We start from the raw sequence: 16,188 nt of genomic DNA, 5'->3' as shown, positions 1-16,188 counted from the left end.
GTTTCGTTGAATAATCTTTGATTACTTCAACACCCGTGAGCGCCCACACAGATTGTCTGACCAAATTGTTAAAGAACGATGCTGTTGCATCTCGCCAAACCTTAGCTTGGCTGCCCGGTCAACTCATTCGTTGTCCGCGGCAAGGGCTGCGCATTCTACGCTTCTCAGCCCCGCTGTCAACCCAGTAAAAACATCTTTTTTACCAAGTGACCAGAAGAAAGATAAAAACTTAAACCGTTCGTTTCTTCCCGCTGCCTCGCCCTGAGCGAGTGAGGCGGCATTATAGGCACCTTAATCCTAGCGTCAACGCTTTTTTTATGTGATCTAGTTCAAGTGGTCAGTATTCAACCAAATATAACTCTAAGCCCCTGAAAAACGTAAAACGCCCTCGAAATAGAGGGCGTTACGGCAATAAAAACTGTCCAGGGTAAATACGGCCGAACTATTTTTCCGTCTTTTCTTCTTTGTTCACGGCATCCGCTACGTCAGAGCTGTCTTTATCTTCCTGTTCTTTGTTTGAACTGGCCGCGGCCTGCGTTTCAAAGTCAGCGTCTTCTCCATCGCCAACGACATGCTCCATCTTTAGTTCTCGTACGCTACGTAACGTCACCACAGGGCCTGAAGCCGCATATAAGAAGAAAATAGCAAATAGCACCAATGCCGGATTGGTCGCGACGACGACAAAAATCAGTACAACCGCAAGAATAGCAACGAAAGAGACCTTCCCTTTCCAATCAACATCCTTAAAGCTGTGATAGCGGAAGTTACTCACCATCAATAAACCAGACGCTACAGTTATAACAGCGACTATCAAGCTGACATCTGCGCCAGCGATACCATAGTCACTACCTACCCAGACCATACCTGCAATAATGGCTGCTGCTGCCGGACTCGCGAGCCCTTGGAAGAAGCGCTTATCAGCGATCCCGACTTGAGTATTAAAGCGCGCCAAACGTAACGCAGCTCCAGCAACAAAGATAAACGCACTTAACCAACCAATCTTTCCTAAGTCTGCTAAGCCCCAATTATAAGCAACCAGAGCGGGTGCAATACCGAAAGACACCATGTCTGCCATGCTGTCATATTCCGCCCCGAACGCACTTTGGGTGTTAGTCATTCGCGCAACGCGACCATCGAGACCATCCATAATCATCGCAATAAAGATAGCCACAGCGGCGGCTTCGAAGCGCCCATTCATAGAGGCGACAACCGCATAGAAGCCAGAAAACAGGCCTGCGGTTGTTAATAAATTAGGCAGTAAATAAATACCACGATGCTTATGAGATTCTTTTGTCGTATGCTGATTCATATAAGAGTTTGAGACATTTAACAGTTCTTAATTAAGACACAAGATAGCATAGAGTGCTTTCTTTCCGCAGTGGTTATATAACAGGAAATAGTTGATGCAAACCAAGTTTCGCCAGAATAGCTTCGTGATAGCCGGGTTAATTACCTTGTTGTTTTCAGTTTATGCGGAAGCTAAAAACCTAGTGTATTTTTGGTACGACGAAGCTGGCGTTATTCATTTTGCCGAACAGCGCCCTACAGGGAAACGGGTTTACGCAGTTGAGATGCTTGACGCTCCCACCGAAAAGAAAGAGAAAAAATACAGCTACGAATCGCTGTTTCAAGACGAAGCTGACGAGCAAGCAACAGAGACAGAATTAGAGAAAGCACAGCAAGAACGCGAGATGGCAGCACAGCGCTGTGATGCAGCAAAGCACTCGCTGTGGATACTAGAGAATAAGCATTTTGTGCGTCAAGAAAACGAAGATGGCACACAAACCATGCTGTCTTATGAAGAGAAACAGAGAATTGAAAAGCGTTCGCAACAGGAAGTCGATAAATTTTGCAACTAGTAGGTCCTGGCGCCCCTTGAGCAGCAATAAAAAACAGGAGCATAAGCTCCTGTTTTTTATTGCTGCTTTTTCTCTCTACAACATCATTCAATGCGAAAAGGTTAATTCACCATCCTGAGTGCCAATTTTTATCTCGGTTCCCGGTATATAGTCACCCTGTAATAGTTTCTGCGCCAATGGGTTTTCCAGCTCAGTCTGTATTGCACGCTTTAAGGGCCTTGCGCCATAAACAGGGTCAAAACCAGCTTCAGAAAGTAGCCCCAACGCCGCATCATCTATATCTAAGGACAGCTCTTTCAATTGCAAGCGCTGTTTCAGGCGCTCGATCTGAATATGGGCAATGTTCTTAATTTGCTCCAACCCCAATGGATGAAACACCACAGTATCATCGATTCGATTAATGAACTCAGGTCGGAAGTGATGACCAACGACCTCCATGACTTGCGCTTTCATCTCTTCGTACTGAGCATCTTGATGCTTATCCTGAATCAGATCCGAACCGAGGTTCGATGTCATGATGACCACTGAGTTTCTAAAATCAACAGTACGACCTTGGCCGTCAGTTAAGCGCCCATCATCTAGCACTTGCAAAAGAATGTTGAAAACATCCGGGTGAGCTTTTTCGATCTCATCAAGCAAAATAACTGAATAGGGTCGACGGCGAACAGCTTCAGTCAGATAGCCCCCCTCTTCATACCCCACATACCCAGGAGGCGCGCCGACCAATCGAGCAACAGAGTGTTTCTCCATAAACTCCGACATATCAATACGCACCATGGCTTCATCGGTATCAAACAAAAATTGTGCTAACGCTTTACACAGTTCCGTTTTCCCTACCCCCGTTGGTCCGAGAAAAAGAAATGAGCCAATAGGTCTTGCCGGATCAGAAAGTCCTGCTCGTGAACGCCGAATCGCGTTGGCCACAGCCACCACCGCTTCATGCTGGCCAATCACACGTTTATGTAGGCCTTGCTCCATATTGAGTAACTTAGTTCGTTCCCCCTCAAGCATTTTGGCAACAGGGATCCCTGTCCAGCGGGAAAGAACTTCGGCTATCTCATTCTCTGTCACGCGATTACGCAGCAGTTTCATGTCCTGCATTTCAGCCTGGCTGGCTAGATCCAACTGCTTCTCTAACGCTGGAATGCGCCCATACTGCAGCTCTGACATTCGGTTAAGATCGCTAGCGCGACGAGCCGTATCCAGCTCCATTCTTGCCTGTTCTAATTCAGCCTTAATGTTTTGCGTACCAGATAACGCCGCTTTTTCTGAAGTCCATACCTCTTCAAGCTCGTTATAACGAAATTCGCCCTCTTTCAGCTCCTCATCAAGCTTATTCAGGCGCTTTTTACTGGCATCATCCGCTTCTTTTTCCAGCGCCTGACGTTCCAACTTCAATTGAATAATTCGACGCTCTAAACGGTCAAGCTCTTCCGGTTTAGAGTCAATCTGTATACGAATGCGTGAAGCGGCCTCGTCAATCAAGTCGATCGCTTTATCTGGCAACTGGCGGTCGGATATATAACGGTGAGACAAATTAGCAGCGGCCACAATAGCCGGATCAGTGATCTCTACCGCGTGGTGTAGCTCATAACGTTCCTTTAACCCGCGCAAGATGGCGATAGTGTCTTCCACGGATGGCTGATCCACGAGAACTTTCTGGAAGCGACGCTCTAACGCCGCATCTTTTTCAACGTACTGACGGTACTCATCCAGCGTGGTGGCGCCAACACAATGCAGTTCGCCACGCGCCAATGCGGGTTTGAGCATATTCCCCGCATCCATAGCACCTTCACCTTTACCTGCCCCAACCATGGTATGGAGCTCATCGATAAACAGGACGACTTGACCTTCCTCTTTCGAAAGCTCATTAAGTACAGCTTTTAACCGTTCTTCGAACTCGCCGCGATACTTGGCCCCAGCAAGTAAGCTCCCCATATCTAATGAAAGCACACGTTTGTTTTTAAGGCCTTCGGGGACTTCACCATTAATAATCCGTTGCGCCAACCCTTCCACAATAGCGGTTTTCCCCACCCCAGGTTCACCAATGAGTACAGGGTTGTTTTTTGTGCGCCGCTGGAGCACCTGGATGGTTCGCCGGATCTCTTCATCCCGGCCAATCACAGGATCCAATTTGCCCTGCTCGGCTCGTTCGGTCAGATCAACAGTATATTTATCGAGCGCTTGACGCTGATCCTCGGCATTTTGATCATCGACTTTTTGACCACCGCGGACTTGCTCTATTGCCTTTTCGACGGATTCTTTAGTCAGACCCAGCTCTCGTAACTGCTGACCAAGTTCGCCTTTGTCGTCAACCGCCGCTAATACAAATAGCTCACTAGAGATAAACTTATCTTTACGTTGCTGAGCCAATTTGTCGCATAGATTAAAAAGCGAAATAAGCGCCGACGACAATTGTACATCGCCACCGATCCCTTCAACTTTTGGCAAGCGATCAAGTGATGCGCCTAACTTACTACGCAATGCATTGACATCTGCACCGGCACTCTGAAGCAAGTGACGACCACTGCCACCTTCCTGATTAAGCAAAGACATCATTAAGTGGGCAGGTTCAATAAATTGGTGGTCACGACCTAAAGCCATCGACTGAGCGTCAGATATCGCGAGCTGGAACTTACTGGTCAACTTATCAATACGCATATTTGCCTCGACGGAGTAGCGACGTTTGACTTAGTAATTGGTATCTACAGAGGGATATTTCAAGTATAGAAGTCTGAAAAGCTGATCAAACTCAATCGCTCAGCCAAATAATAGCGGCCATGCGGCCTGTCACGCCATCTCGCCGATAGGAGAAGAAAGAAGCGGCATCCGTATAGGTGCATAAGTGGCTAAATGTGACATTCATAACGCCGATTGACGCCAACCTTTGTTGTGCCAGTAACGGCAGGTTTGCTAGGTATTTTTCGCCATATTCAACAAACGCTAAGGCAGCCTCGGGGGTAGCATCTAAAAATTGACTACGCACATCCTTGCCGACTTCAAATGCCTTAGGACCAATACAAGGACCTAACCAAGCGACTAGAGACGCTGGGTCGCCAGGATACTTCGCCACGGTCTTTTCAATGATGCCATCGACCAGTCCGCGCCAGCCAGCATGTATCGCGGCGATCCAATCGCCCTGCTTATCACACAGCAATACAGGTAAACAATCTGCAGTCATGATGGCCAATGGCATCGACAGCGCTCGGCTGGTCATAGCATCGGCACTTGGTGCTTCGCTATCCGAAGGACAAGAAACGTCCAAGATAGTAGTGCTGTGCACTTGATTCAACCAATACGGCGACTGGGGCAATTTAGCCGCCCCTTGCAACATGGCTCTATTCGTTAAAACGGCATCGGGATCATCAGAAACATGCAAACCTAAATTAAGGGAATCGAATGGTGGCTGGCTTACCCCGCCTTGGCGTAAGGAATAGATAGCCCGCACTTGGTTCGGTGCAGGCCAATCAACTGGCTGCCACAACTTTACCACTGCGGTACCGGGTTCTCTTTAAAGTCAGCTTTAAACGCCGCCACCATATCAAGCATATCTTCAGGTACAGGCGCCTCCCAGCTCATAAACTCGCCGGTGATAGGGTGAACCAACTCAAGCTTGGCTGCGTGCAGCGCCTGCCGACGAAACCCTCTCAATACGCTTAACAACTCCTCTGATGCACCTCGCGGCGGCCTTGGACGGCCACCGTATGTAAAATCACCAACGAGGGGGTGCTTGATGTGAGACATATGAACACGGATCTGATGGGTACGTCCGGTTTCTAGACGCAAGCGCAGTCGACAATGGGCGCGATACTTCTCCATCACCCGATAATGCGTCACAGACTCCCGCCCACCATGGACAACCGCCATATGAGTACGCTGCGTGGGGTGCCTGCCGATTGGCGCATCAACCCGCCCACCAGCCGTAAGCAACCCGTTAACCAAAGCCTCATACTCACGGGTTATTTCACGCGCCTGCAGCTGCTCGACAAGATGCGTTTGAGCGGGCACAGACTTCGCTACCACCATCAGCCCCGTCGTATCTTTATCTAAACGATGAACAATACCAGCGCGAGGCACTTCGACAATACCAGGACAATGATGCAACAGCGCGTTCAACACCGTTCCGGCAGGATTGCCCGCGCCTGGATGAACTACCAAACCAGCCGGCTTATTAATAACCAGGATGTGCTCATCTTCAAATACGATATCCAGAGGAATATCTTCCGCTTCCCACTCCCCCTGCTCTTCCAGCTGAGTCTCAACGGTCACGCGCTCCCCGCCAACTAACTTAAACTTCGGAACACTATGGACAGTCCCGTCGACACATACGTGCCCATCAAGTATCCACTGCTTGATACGACTACGAGAATAGTCAGGGAACAATTCGGCAACGATCTGATCCAAACGTTTACCATTAAGCTCGAACGGCACTTCGCCATTCAAAGATATTTTTTGCGCCATGAGCGACCTTATTAACACTATCAATAGCTCTTATTGTACAGTGCTATCCTGACTGGGGTACAATCCTTGCCCGAGAAAAAGCCTGTTCTAGGCGGTCAATTGGCATGATAACGATTAAATAATGAAAAAAGCCCTATTAGTTGCCGCACTTATCTCACTGTTAAGTGCCTGTTCAAACACCAACGAAAATGTTGAGCGCGTACCGGAAAAGTCACCGGCCGCACTATTCGAAGATGCGCAGGAATTACTTGAAGTAGGTAATTTTTCTAGTGCAACAAAGACATTAGAGGCTCTGTCATCACGCTATCCGTTTGGTCCCCACGCAAATCAAGTTCAGTTGGATCTGATATACGCTTACTACAAGTTGGGCGAGACAGCTCAAGCGTTGGCAACCTCCGACCGTTTTATTCGTTTAAACCCTACCCACCCAGATAATGATTACGTGCTCTATATGAGAGGACTAACAAACCTGGAAGCCGATCAGGAAGTTCTGCAAAATCTACTTGGCATTGACCGATCAGACAGGGACCCAAACCTTGCGCAGCAAGCATTTGAAGATTTTTCTAAAGTACTGGGGCGTTACCCGAACAGTAAATATGCTCCAGATGCACGCCAGCGGATGATTTATATTAAAGAGCGCTTAGCCAAACACGAGCTCTCCGTCGCACGCTACTACATCAAACGTCAGGCATATATTGCTGCGGCAAATCGCGGGCGATACATTATCGAAACGTTTTCCGATACTAGTTCCACAGAAGGCGCATTAGAGGTAATGGTTCAAGCCTACGACAAGTTAGGCTTACAAGATCTGAAAGCAGACGCTCAAGCAACGCTACGCTTAAATTTCCCTGAAAACCCTCTCGCTCAAAATAGCTAATAGTTTAAGGCTCTCAGTAATTGAGAGCCTTAAAACGAATCAAAAACGCTCCGTCAGCATAATTTACAAAGCAACCCGTCACTCAATACACTTAAATCATTAACAATCTAATTTTAAAGGACCTCTATTGGTCGGCCCGAATTTTGCATATGCGCATTTTCTTTATTCAATCCTAATGGAATAGCTAAAATGCTGCGCATCAAACAACTTTCAGTTAAAACTCTTATTTTCCTCACTAGTTTATTATTAGCACAAACTGCAAATGCAGGCGTTATCGTCGACCTAATCGGTGACAAGGACGGCTTTGGCATCGGCGTTCAAGATGGCGAAGGCTTCAGCTACAGCGATGTAGGTCCGGGCGATGGCGATGGCACAGATGTTTGGCGCAATGGCGACTACATCTTTTCACACACCTTTGACCTGACCAGTTTCGGTAGCATTGTTGACGCAACATTAGAAATATTCACTGGTGGTCAAGGGCTAAATGGCCAAAGCACAGTTTACTTGGATGGGGTTAATGTAGGTCTGCTAACTGATGGTGATGACACAGGACCAGAGTACAACTACGCAACGCTAGATATCTTTCAGTTAACAGACTTTGCTGCTTTACTCGACAATGCTGCAGAAATACGTATTGATACTGTATCAAGTGGTGACGGTTGGGTTCTCGATTATTCAGAGTTAACTATCTACACAGCTGATGCACAAGTTCCAGCACCGGCCTCAGTGTTGCTCCTCGGTTTGGCTGCGCTAGGTTTCGTAGGCTACCGTCGTAACTAGTTAATAATAACGTAAGTAAAAAAGGGAGCCTTCGGCTCCCTTTTTTACTTCATGATGCAACTCAACCGTGTAAATTAAACGGCGTCGGTACCCTCTTCACCAGTACGAATACGCACAACACGAGACACATCAGAAACGAAAATCTTACCATCGCCAATCTTTCCTGATTTTGCCGTATTGGCAATTGACTCAATGACACGATCCACATCTTCATCGTTGACAATCAAATCAATCTTCATTTTTGGCAGAAAGTCCACCATATACTCTGCACCACGATATAGTTCTGTGTGCCCTTTTTGCCGGCCAAAACCTTTTACCTCGGTGACTGTCATACCCGTGATACCGATTTCCGCTAGGGCTTCGCGAACATCGTCAAGCTTGAACGGCTTGATTATCGCTTCAACCTTTTTCATTCTGAATTCCTCTTTACTTACCAATTAGTTCGACCAAATCCTGAGCAAATAGGATAACGACGACCTTTGCCAATAATTCGTTTTATAATTTTGAGCCAACGGCGGATTGACGACCCTTGCGCACATAAAACCCACCAAACGCACAACATGAGAGCCACCCTTTCACTGTAACCAGCTGAAACAATTTCTGCTACTGATTTGTCCTGTTAGAGATCGTATTCGAGAATCAGATCAAGTTGATCGATTAGAGCTATCCAGCTCTTGCCGTTTTGCACAGCAGAGTTGTGCCTAAACAAACCATTAGCGTTTCCTTACGCTATTACATAACGAAATACGCACTTCGTTTAGTATGCAAAGGGCCTGAAAAAACACTAGAGAGAGGATTATTACCCTTGGGTTTACGGATCAGACTTACTTCACAGAACTTAATGTGAAATGGTAATAGAACTGTATTTATCACTCAAACGCTGGGCTCTGGTGTAATATAGGGTGCTGCAAGAAACATCTTAATGGTACGGGAATATCATGCGTAGTAAAGAGATTGGATTTACCCTACTTGAATTAGTCGTCACAATGGCTATCGTCGCGATTGTTGTTGCCGCTGCAGTGCCTAGCTTTACGACAACGGCGGCGAACTCTAGAGGGTTTGCCATGGCCAACGATTACTTCAACACGTTATCAGTGGCAAGAGGTCAGGCAGTGACCCTGTCAACAACCGTCACCGTCTGTAACCTTGATGCAAGCAATAATTGCAGCAGTAATTGGCAGAATGGTGTCACGGCCTTTATAGATTCAGATAATAACGGTAAGTTTAATGGCACAGATAAGAAGTTACGAGAAGTCGATGCTATAGAAGATAGAGATAAAGTGATTGCCAATAACAGTGGCCGGATAGTATTCAACCCCGAGGGTATGGTTTCAGGCACAGGAATAACAATCACAGTTTGCCCGAACAAAAAGGGCGATCAAGGAAGAGAAGTTATCGTTGCTATTTCAGGGAGAATAAAAATTCAAAGCTGGAGAGACGTAACCGCCATCAATTGCTAAAAACTAGGTCTGCCGAGAAAGCAGGCCTAGCTTATATTCGCAACAGCCTAATAATTTGATGCCTACTCACTTTCTTCTAGCTGGGCCTGCCAAACTTTTTCTATTTCCCTTGATGGCACGCTATCGTAAGAGCACTCAACCAGCCGATAACCAGACTTGCTGTTATTCCAGTCTTGTACTGGTCTTAACTCTTTTACTTGCTGCCGCGCTAGCATCTCATTGTTATGGGGAAAACTGATCCGCTGAACGTGTTGAATCACTTCCGTCCCTTGGCTCTTTTCATACAAACACAGAAGAGATACTTCAGCACTAGCATTGGCACTAGTAGCCATAAGCAAAATAGCGAACGCTGATGTCGCACATGTTATAATTTTCATTTCATTATCTCCAACAGTCAGCGACACTACCCTGAGCACCCTTAGTGCCAAGGTTATCAAGTGTGAGGTATCCGCAGCTTGAATCCCTTGTCGCTTGGACTCCCTGCGGGGACGCTTTGAGCGTATAGTCAAAAACAGTTGTTTGACTCGCACTAATCACATAATGGCCGTCCTCGGTCTCAAATCCACTCGAGGACGTTACTAAACCAAGTTTAGACAGATCTGTCGGGTATTTTCTGCTATCAAGAAAGTACTGTTCCATCAAATTCGATAACCTGACAAGTTCCCGCTTACCTTCTGTGCGATATGTCTTAGCCATATAATTTTGATAAGACGGGTAAGCGAACGAAGCCAAAATAGCAATGACAGCGACAGTTATCATTACCTCTATCAAGGTAAAGCCTTGGGATCGCCTCATTATTCCTTCTCCACACTATGGGTATTGTGCTTAATTAGATTAAACAACGCAGTACCCGGAGGCTCAGTAGGTATAGGTTTGCCATCTTCATCTGCGCACTGTCCTCCTTCACAAAGGACATCCTTCACACCGCCAGGGAGGAGTAACTGGGGCCGATCGGTCGTATCCGGGTCTGCATCAGCTTTGGGAGGCACAATTGTTGGCGCATCATACATAGGAAGAGTGCTGACATTAAAACTGGTTAAAGTCGTATTCACTCGACATAAATTACTAATATATAAACGTCCTACTCCAAAGCCTGGCTTACAGCCCTCCGACTCCTCGCCAGGAGTAAACGTCGTATGAAGTGAATAACCAGCTAAAACCCTTGATGGCCCCATAATTTTTTCACCCACACCATGACTGATATAGCAACCTTTGAAGTCAGACGTGTAGCCTGCCAAAACACTGAGTTTTTCTTCGTCTGTCGTCGCGGCTGCGTAGGCTGTCTGTGCAATATTTAAATGATACATATCAGCGATAGCAATGGTTGATGGGGGTGTTTCAGTATTCCAATCGGTTGGCTGAATATAGTTATCCTGCAGCATAAATTGGTAATCATTGGTATCAGTTCCCAGCGGACTTGGAATATCACCTGACCCTAACAGAACAAAATCTGCAGGCAACTCTCTCCGTCGAAAGATATCCACACTATCAACCGTCTCTTTTGTTATCTCATCATAATAGGTACGCGTGATCACTGGCTTGGTAAAGAAACGTCGATCGTCAGCGGCGACACTGCCACCGACTGACGCAAACTTAAATCCGCCCCACGTAGCCTTATCCGCTTCAGGAAAATCGAAGCGCCAAATATTACCACCAGTATCAGCGGCATAAAGACGGTCAACGAAGCCATCAATCACACTGTCTAACGTCGCCACTTCGCCAGGGAAGCTATCTGTCATCCCAGTCATTTCTACGTTTGTAGATGTGGTATCAGCGGGAGTAAAACTAAAGATAAGACTACCGTCTAGACCATCGACGACATAGATACCTCGACCCGTTGAATCGTTAGTACCCACACCATCGGTATCTTTATTAACACTATAACCGGCACCAAAAAACAGCACAGGTCTATTCGCACCAACGTTGCGAAGGAAGCCAACCGTCGGTTTTGACCAAGTCTGCGCTAATTCACCAAAGCCGGCGTCATCGCCGTCAATGGTCCATAAAAGTTTAGGTGCATCTGGATCAGAGATATCTAAGGCATAATAACTACTGCCCCCCCGTCGCATGCCAAGGTATGCAATCACTTTCTCGCCATCATTAACCTTACCGTCATTATTCGGATCTTCCTTATACACGGTAGCGGTGACATCCATGCCGTATACCTTCGGCGTTGATTCCGTATTCTTTCGCAACAAATTAGCTTTAGGCAGCAGCTCAAACGGCATAAATGCCCAACTTTCTTCAACTGTGTTTCCCTTGTCTTTAAAAAGGTGAACAAAGCCGGTGTTAGTGCCAAGCAAGATGCGAATATCATCGTTACCGTAATTGATCGCTACCGGTCGAGCATGCATAGGATCCCCCATGGAATCTTTACGCGCATCAGTATGAGAACCATCTGTATCTTGATCTTCGGTATCAATACCCTGTAAAAAACTGAGTACGGTATCGATATCTTCTACAGCGATTTGCATATGCGAAGCAAGCTGCTCTTGACTACCCGCTGCCGCCTGCAAATTGGAGCGGTTCATCACTTTTAAATTGCCAATTCCATCATTAAATTTTAAAGCTCGAGAACCAGCATTTGCTGTTAAAGTTTCCGCTACCCCGCCTTTATCAGCAGCTCCGCCATCAGCAACGCCCGATTGAGTCCAAAAAGTCAAGGCTCCATCTTTAATGCCACCATCAGGATTAAGCGCTTCGGCACCGTCCGCGGAGGATGCATCAACGACCTTTGTACCATCATCACTAAGCTTTAATTTCTTCAAATTACCAGCCCAGCGCGCTGTTTTTGATGGACTGAAAACTGCATAGTACAGATTATCAAGGATCTGGGTTCTATCTGAGCTGTCAGTCGCGACAGCAGGGGAGGTCACATTAGCATTGGCGCCCAAAATTTCTACGATAGCTTCTAGCAATTTGGCCTGTAATTGTGTGGTATTTTCGGCAGTAAAGAAACGTCCACCAGACCCTTCGCCCGCTTGCTTCAGGATCTCTTCCCCTTTTGAACTAAGACCAGTACCAAAACCTACGGTATAGGTCGTTACTTTCTGATCGCCCCCCTTTAGGGTGTTCACATCATTGGTTGCTAACCACTTTGTCAATGCAGGCAAATAACTGCCATGAACCTTGCCGCCAAGACCATTAAATTCACCTGAGATCGTACCATTAAGCACATTATCACTGACAGGATCTCCATCAGACATGAGGATAATGTAAACATTACCACTACATTCTTTATATGGGTCTAAATAGGCGCCAGAACTAACGCCGCCAGCGCGAATTGTGTAATCTGGGTTAGGGTAGCTGGTAGTATTCCAATTACGGCTTTCATCATTACCCCATCGTGCATTTTTTCCAGCAAGGTAACGGTAGGCCTCATAGGTAGACTCACAAAGCGGTGTATGACCACTGCCAGCCAATCCACTAATCAAATCCTGCAAATCTCCAGTTTGAGAGACGGTCCGGGACTTAATGCCAGCAACGACACGTCCAGCGTGATTAACAAGGCTAGGATTACCATCATCACCATTGTTTTTGTTAAATACCATCAAACCAAAGTCGGCACTCAGCGTTGCACCAATGACATTAGTCATTGACTCCTGAGCAATCTGCATCCGTGTATAACTTTTATTAGCAATATTGTCGTTATGATGCCATCGCAGGTAATTTTCGGAGTAGATAGTGACCGCCTCACCCAAACCAAATGCCGTGTTATTGACATAGCTGCCTGAATTATCCCAGTATACTCGGCTATCAGGGTCGCCCTGACCGTCAACAGGAAAGCCATCATGGGTGCTAACATAAGTCCCTGTGTGGTCTTTCATCTTGCCGTTATTTTTATTATTGCCTTCTTCTATGTCAGCAAAGCAATCGATCGGTAGACCACTTTTAGTATCTGAATTAACGCCACCAACAAGCGTGCCATTCACATCTTCATCAGGAAACTCTTCCCAGCTGCCGTCATTACCTGAATATTTATATTGACGAAGATAGCCGGAGAAAAAACCCTGCTCAGCGATTGTGTCTCTGGCCAACCGGCAATTAAGCAGTTTTCCCTTAAATTTTTGGTTATTACCACTCAATTCCGGTGGTTCGCCGCCACTAGAGTTACCCTTTACCCAATAGAAATTCGAACCATTGAAACCGGGCACGGTGCCACATGCACTACTTGACCACGAACCGTTGCTGCTGGTGCGGCACTGCTTAGTACTATTGTCTATACGCACCTCAAAATAACCTGAAGTGGGGTAAACAATCTCTTCGTCAAAAAATTGTTTCGTCAGGACAGAGTTATCATGCATGCTCCCTGACGTATCAAAGATAACCAAAATTTGTGGTCTAAAGCCGGTTCGAGTACTGATCTCTTTTACAAATAGTTCAGTGTCATCTGCCACCACGACAGTGCTAAGGCACGCAGCAACAGCAATAGCTAACCGTTTAAAATTCTTTATTCCGAAATTCATACTGCGCCCTACCCTTGTGTGTAATAACGCTGAAAGACCAATGCCTCAGCCCCTGATCTAGGTTGTTCTGCCTGTTCACTAAACTTGTGATCTGAAGTAACACGGGCACTTTTGCACTTAATATCTTGCGATTCCCATGCTTGCCTGTCTCTAGGGCAGGTCGCTATGGGTTGCCCTGTGGCGGCATCATTTAGCACTTTAACGTTTGCAGTAGTGCCTTCGGTATTAACAGTAATAGCCTCATCAAACGTGTCACTCAAATTGACTAAATTATTGCAAGTACCAGCGCAAGCCAATGCCCCACGGGTTCCTTGATCAACCACTTCATCAACACCACCAAAAGTCGCTTGTGTCGACTCAACCTTCATGGCCGCAGCTCCCGAGAGTTTCAAACCAAAGCTCGAGGAGGTCAGTACAGCGACACCCACCGCAGTTAATATTCCCATAAACAACATGCCGGCAATGAGAGCGGCGCCTTGCTGATAGCGATAGAAAGGATATCTCATTGAATATTCCTCAGTTTTACCACGGTCGAGATAAGTATCCGGTGATAAGTGTCATTATAAGGACCAAAAGTGCCACTCGACATCGTATAGGTCTTAGTGTCTTTGTGCTGCTTATCTTCTGAGGTAGCGCGCCCTAGCACTTCCACCTTAGCAGTAATAATTTTGCCATTTGTTCCTTCCCAGTCTTGCACAGTCATATCATCAGTCGCTATATAGCGATCAGGAATGAAGTCGCCATTAACATCCAAACCAAACTGAAATGCGAGGGCTTCAATGCCTGGCACCAATGCGCCACTGACAGAAGACATCTTCCCGACGCCTCCACTGCGTAATAGGTAGCGATGGAATAGAGATGGTTGTCCGTCGTCATCGCCTACCCACCAAACATGGTGCTGATACTGAAAAACCCGCCCATTCACCGCAGTATTCCAAGCTGGGGCTGTCGCTACGTCACCAGGATAAAACACAATATTTTCAAAATTAGCGTAGGCGTAATAGCGATTGCTACTCTCACTAAGGGCAATTGGATCCAATATATCGGTCCCTGCAGGCATGTCCGCCATTGAAGTGCCTGGCGCAGCAATGAAACGTTTTAGTTGCAACACATCACTCCCCGCGACAGCGGTATGAGAACTAATACTTGTGCACGGTTCCAACGTCGCAAGGCTTGCCGCACCTTTATGCTCAGCATGTAAAGCACGGAATGAGTATGAAGATGCTAGGTTAGGAAAACTTGCATTGTTATCACCGCCTACACAATCATCGGCAGCGGCAACAGGGGCGGCGGCATTCATACCATGGAAAGTGACTGCGGCATCAACATTCAGCATAGTATGGTCTAAGTCCCCCATAAAACCGGCTTGGGAAAGATCTCTCGCAATTAAATTCAATGCTAACCGAGCATTCTCTTGTGCTTCATTGACGGCGTGGGACAACTCACTAGTCCGAATTTGACCTACAAACAAGGAGCCAACACCGGCAATAAGAAACGCACCGAGCACCAGCGAAATTAATACTTCAACCAGTGAAAAACCTTTTCTATTTACCATCTCGAAAACTACCTGCCTGTCTTATATGGTGACAAATGTTTCAATAACTTGCTGGCGGCGATAATCATTATCAGTTCCACAAGAGGTAAACTTGGAACTGTCTGCTGCATCTGAAGTTTCAACTCCACCACGCCAAGCAAGAATAACGGTAACAGTACCGCTATCGACTAAAATACAACCTTTGCCATCGACAAGCCCACCGGCACTCTCGCCTCCACTAGCAGTATCCTTACCCATCACTGCTCGCTCCCATACCGACAGGTCCCAAGAAACCATCTCTGCAGGTGAACAGGTAGCGCCAACGGCGCCACAATCTGATGAGGGAGATAGGTAGCTACCATTGCCGACGACAGCATTATTGTATGAATTTAACTGAGTTGCGTTGGCACGCATACTTTCAACAATTTGTGCAGAGAGTGCAGCGGCGGTCGAGCGCTGAGAGGCATCGAGCGCGCTCCCTATCGATGCTCCTTGCATAGCGACAACGCCCAGCACACCGATAGACACAATAATCACAGCCACCATCAATTCGATCAGAGAGAAGCCTGAAGCTTTTTGCTTGGAGTAATGCATCCGTTTATTCATAATCCTAATATTCACTGCCTTGTCGCCATACCTTGCAACGAAATGTAAAACTGACTCCATCAGTTTAACGCAAAAGTGTCAGCTTTTTTTACATGCCGTCACAAATCTTCAATGTATATGAGGTTTTTTTATTCAATTATTTACT

The 16,188-nt window shown here is 46.6% G+C and carries 15 protein-coding genes; 4 read left to right on the top strand and 11 right to left on the bottom strand.

All coding sequences use genetic code 11. The annotated features are described in order from the left end of the window. Positions 1 to 442: 442 nt before the first annotated feature. Positions 443 to 1,309, bottom strand: a complete 867-nt coding sequence (gene pssA, locus EXY25_RS16745) for a CDP-diacylglycerol--serine O-phosphatidyltransferase (protein WP_114339214.1) — start codon at positions 1,307 to 1,309, stop codon at positions 443 to 445. 94 nt (positions 1,310 to 1,403) lie between these two features. Here pssA and EXY25_RS16740 point away from each other — a divergent pair, with 94 nt between their 5' ends. Further along, positions 1,404 to 1,859 (top strand): hypothetical protein, encoded by a 456-nt coding sequence (locus EXY25_RS16740; protein WP_130567762.1) that lies wholly within the window; start codon positions 1,404 to 1,406, stop codon positions 1,857 to 1,859. 87 nt (positions 1,860 to 1,946) lie between these two features. On the opposite strand, the gene clpB is transcribed toward EXY25_RS16740, so the two are convergent. The 3 genes from clpB to rluD all read right to left on the bottom strand — a co-directional run bounded on the left by clpB (position 1,947) and on the right by rluD (position 6,320). After that, complete coding sequence (clpB, locus tag EXY25_RS16735; RefSeq protein ID WP_130567761.1) at positions 1,947 to 4,520, bottom strand: ATP-dependent chaperone ClpB; 2,574 nt, start codon at positions 4,518 to 4,520, stop codon at positions 1,947 to 1,949. Positions 4,521 to 4,611: 91 nt separating this feature from the next. Next, positions 4,612 to 5,352 carry a peptidoglycan editing factor PgeF gene (gene pgeF, locus EXY25_RS16730; protein WP_130567760.1) on the bottom strand — a complete coding sequence of 247 codons (741 nt, stop codon included), beginning with the start codon at positions 5,350 to 5,352 and terminating at the stop codon, positions 4,612 to 4,614. Beyond that, entirely contained in the window at positions 5,346 to 6,320 is a 975-nt protein-coding gene (gene rluD / locus EXY25_RS16725; protein ID WP_130567759.1) for a 23S rRNA pseudouridine(1911/1915/1917) synthase RluD, read from the bottom strand. Before rluD ends, pgeF begins: the two co-directional genes overlap by 7 nt. 121 nt (positions 6,321 to 6,441) lie before the next feature. Between rluD and EXY25_RS16720 the strand changes: the two genes are divergently transcribed. Together EXY25_RS16720 and EXY25_RS16715 are read left to right on the top strand one after the other, a co-directional pair. After that, positions 6,442 to 7,197, top strand: a complete 756-nt coding sequence (locus EXY25_RS16720; protein ID WP_130567758.1) for an outer membrane protein assembly factor BamD — start codon at positions 6,442 to 6,444, stop codon at positions 7,195 to 7,197. A 189-nt stretch (positions 7,198 to 7,386) separates the two neighbouring features. Then, the gene (locus EXY25_RS16715) at positions 7,387 to 7,977 is read left to right on the top strand and encodes a PEP-CTERM sorting domain-containing protein (RefSeq protein ID WP_130567757.1); all 591 of its coding nucleotides are present in this window, start codon (positions 7,387 to 7,389) and stop codon (positions 7,975 to 7,977) included. A gap of 74 nt (positions 7,978 to 8,051) precedes the next feature. Here the strand turns inward: EXY25_RS16715 and EXY25_RS16710 are convergent, their stop codons facing one another. Continuing rightward, positions 8,052 to 8,390 carry a P-II family nitrogen regulator gene (locus tag EXY25_RS16710; RefSeq protein ID WP_114339207.1) on the bottom strand — a complete coding sequence of 113 codons (339 nt, stop codon included), beginning with the start codon at positions 8,388 to 8,390 and terminating at the stop codon, positions 8,052 to 8,054. A gap of 525 nt (positions 8,391 to 8,915) precedes the next feature. Here EXY25_RS16710 and EXY25_RS16705 point away from each other — a divergent pair. Then, the gene (locus tag EXY25_RS16705) at positions 8,916 to 9,437 is read left to right on the top strand and encodes a GspH/FimT family pseudopilin (protein WP_130567756.1); all 522 of its coding nucleotides are present in this window, start codon (positions 8,916 to 8,918) and stop codon (positions 9,435 to 9,437) included. Positions 9,438 to 9,499: 62 nt separating this feature from the next. Here EXY25_RS16705 and EXY25_RS16700 read toward each other — a convergent pair whose 3' ends face one another. Genes EXY25_RS16700 through pilV form a run of 6 tightly spaced genes read right to left on the bottom strand, consistent with a single transcriptional unit; the run spans position 9,500 to position 16,058 of the window. Further along, positions 9,500 to 9,814, bottom strand: coding sequence for a hypothetical protein (locus tag EXY25_RS16700; protein WP_130567755.1), 315 nt, complete (start codon positions 9,812 to 9,814; stop codon positions 9,500 to 9,502). A gap of 4 nt (positions 9,815 to 9,818) precedes the next feature. After that, a complete protein-coding gene (locus EXY25_RS16695; RefSeq protein ID WP_130567754.1) occupies positions 9,819 to 10,232 on the bottom strand; it encodes a type IV pilin protein in 414 nt (137 codons plus the stop codon). After that, the gene (locus EXY25_RS16690; protein ID WP_130567753.1) at positions 10,232 to 13,903 is read right to left on the bottom strand and encodes a pilus assembly protein; all 3,672 of its coding nucleotides are present in this window, start codon (positions 13,901 to 13,903) and stop codon (positions 10,232 to 10,234) included. The genes EXY25_RS16695 and EXY25_RS16690 overlap by 1 nt, the downstream gene beginning before the upstream one ends. 8 nt (positions 13,904 to 13,911) lie before the next feature. Next, entirely contained in the window at positions 13,912 to 14,409 is a 498-nt protein-coding gene (locus EXY25_RS16685; RefSeq protein ID WP_130567752.1) for a hypothetical protein, read from the bottom strand. Continuing rightward, positions 14,406 to 15,458, bottom strand: coding sequence for a PilW family protein (locus EXY25_RS16680; protein ID WP_130567772.1), 1,053 nt, complete (start codon positions 15,456 to 15,458; stop codon positions 14,406 to 14,408). Before EXY25_RS16680 ends, EXY25_RS16685 begins: the two co-directional genes overlap by 4 nt. Positions 15,459 to 15,479: 21 nt before the next feature. After that, positions 15,480 to 16,058, bottom strand: coding sequence for a type IV pilus modification protein PilV (gene pilV / locus EXY25_RS16675; protein WP_165419395.1), 579 nt, complete (start codon positions 16,056 to 16,058; stop codon positions 15,480 to 15,482). Positions 16,059 to 16,188: the final 130 nt, after the last annotated feature.

The organism is Corallincola spongiicola (assembly GCF_004284785.1).
Taxonomy (GTDB): Bacteria; Pseudomonadota; Gammaproteobacteria; order Enterobacterales; family Neiellaceae; genus Corallincola; species Corallincola holothuriorum.
The sequence above is the reverse complement of the archived record's forward strand: the minus strand, read 5'-3'. Positions and strand labels throughout refer to the sequence as shown.

Excerpts from the sequence above, each read along its gene's own strand:
- pssA (WP_114339214.1), bottom strand. The coding sequence starts at position 1,309 with ATGAATCAGCATACGACAAAAGAATCTCATAAGCATCGTGGTATTTAT.
- EXY25_RS16690 (WP_130567753.1), bottom strand. The coding sequence starts at position 13,903 with ATGAATTTCGGAATAAAGAATTTTAAACGGTTAGCTATTGCTGTTGCT.
- EXY25_RS16740 (WP_130567762.1), top strand. The coding sequence starts at position 1,404 with ATGCAAACCAAGTTTCGCCAGAATAGCTTCGTGATAGCCGGGTTAATT.
- EXY25_RS16710 (WP_114339207.1), bottom strand. The coding sequence starts at position 8,390 with ATGAAAAAGGTTGAAGCGATAATCAAGCCGTTCAAGCTTGACGATGTT.
- EXY25_RS16680 (WP_130567772.1), bottom strand. The coding sequence starts at position 15,458 with ATGGTAAATAGAAAAGGTTTTTCACTGGTTGAAGTATTAATTTCGCTG.
- EXY25_RS16695 (WP_130567754.1), bottom strand. The coding sequence starts at position 10,232 with ATGAGGCGATCCCAAGGCTTTACCTTGATAGAGGTAATGATAACTGTC.
- EXY25_RS16705 (WP_130567756.1), top strand. The coding sequence starts at position 8,916 with ATGCGTAGTAAAGAGATTGGATTTACCCTACTTGAATTAGTCGTCACA.
- clpB (WP_130567761.1), bottom strand. The coding sequence starts at position 4,520 with ATGCGTATTGATAAGTTGACCAGTAAGTTCCAGCTCGCGATATCTGAC.
- EXY25_RS16685 (WP_130567752.1), bottom strand. The coding sequence starts at position 14,409 with ATGAGATATCCTTTCTATCGCTATCAGCAAGGCGCCGCTCTCATTGCC.
- rluD (WP_130567759.1), bottom strand. The coding sequence starts at position 6,320 with ATGGCGCAAAAAATATCTTTGAATGGCGAAGTGCCGTTCGAGCTTAAT.
- EXY25_RS16720 (WP_130567758.1), top strand. The coding sequence starts at position 6,442 with ATGAAAAAAGCCCTATTAGTTGCCGCACTTATCTCACTGTTAAGTGCC.
- EXY25_RS16715 (WP_130567757.1), top strand. The coding sequence starts at position 7,387 with ATGCTGCGCATCAAACAACTTTCAGTTAAAACTCTTATTTTCCTCACT.
- EXY25_RS16700 (WP_130567755.1), bottom strand. The coding sequence starts at position 9,814 with ATGAAAATTATAACATGTGCGACATCAGCGTTCGCTATTTTGCTTATG.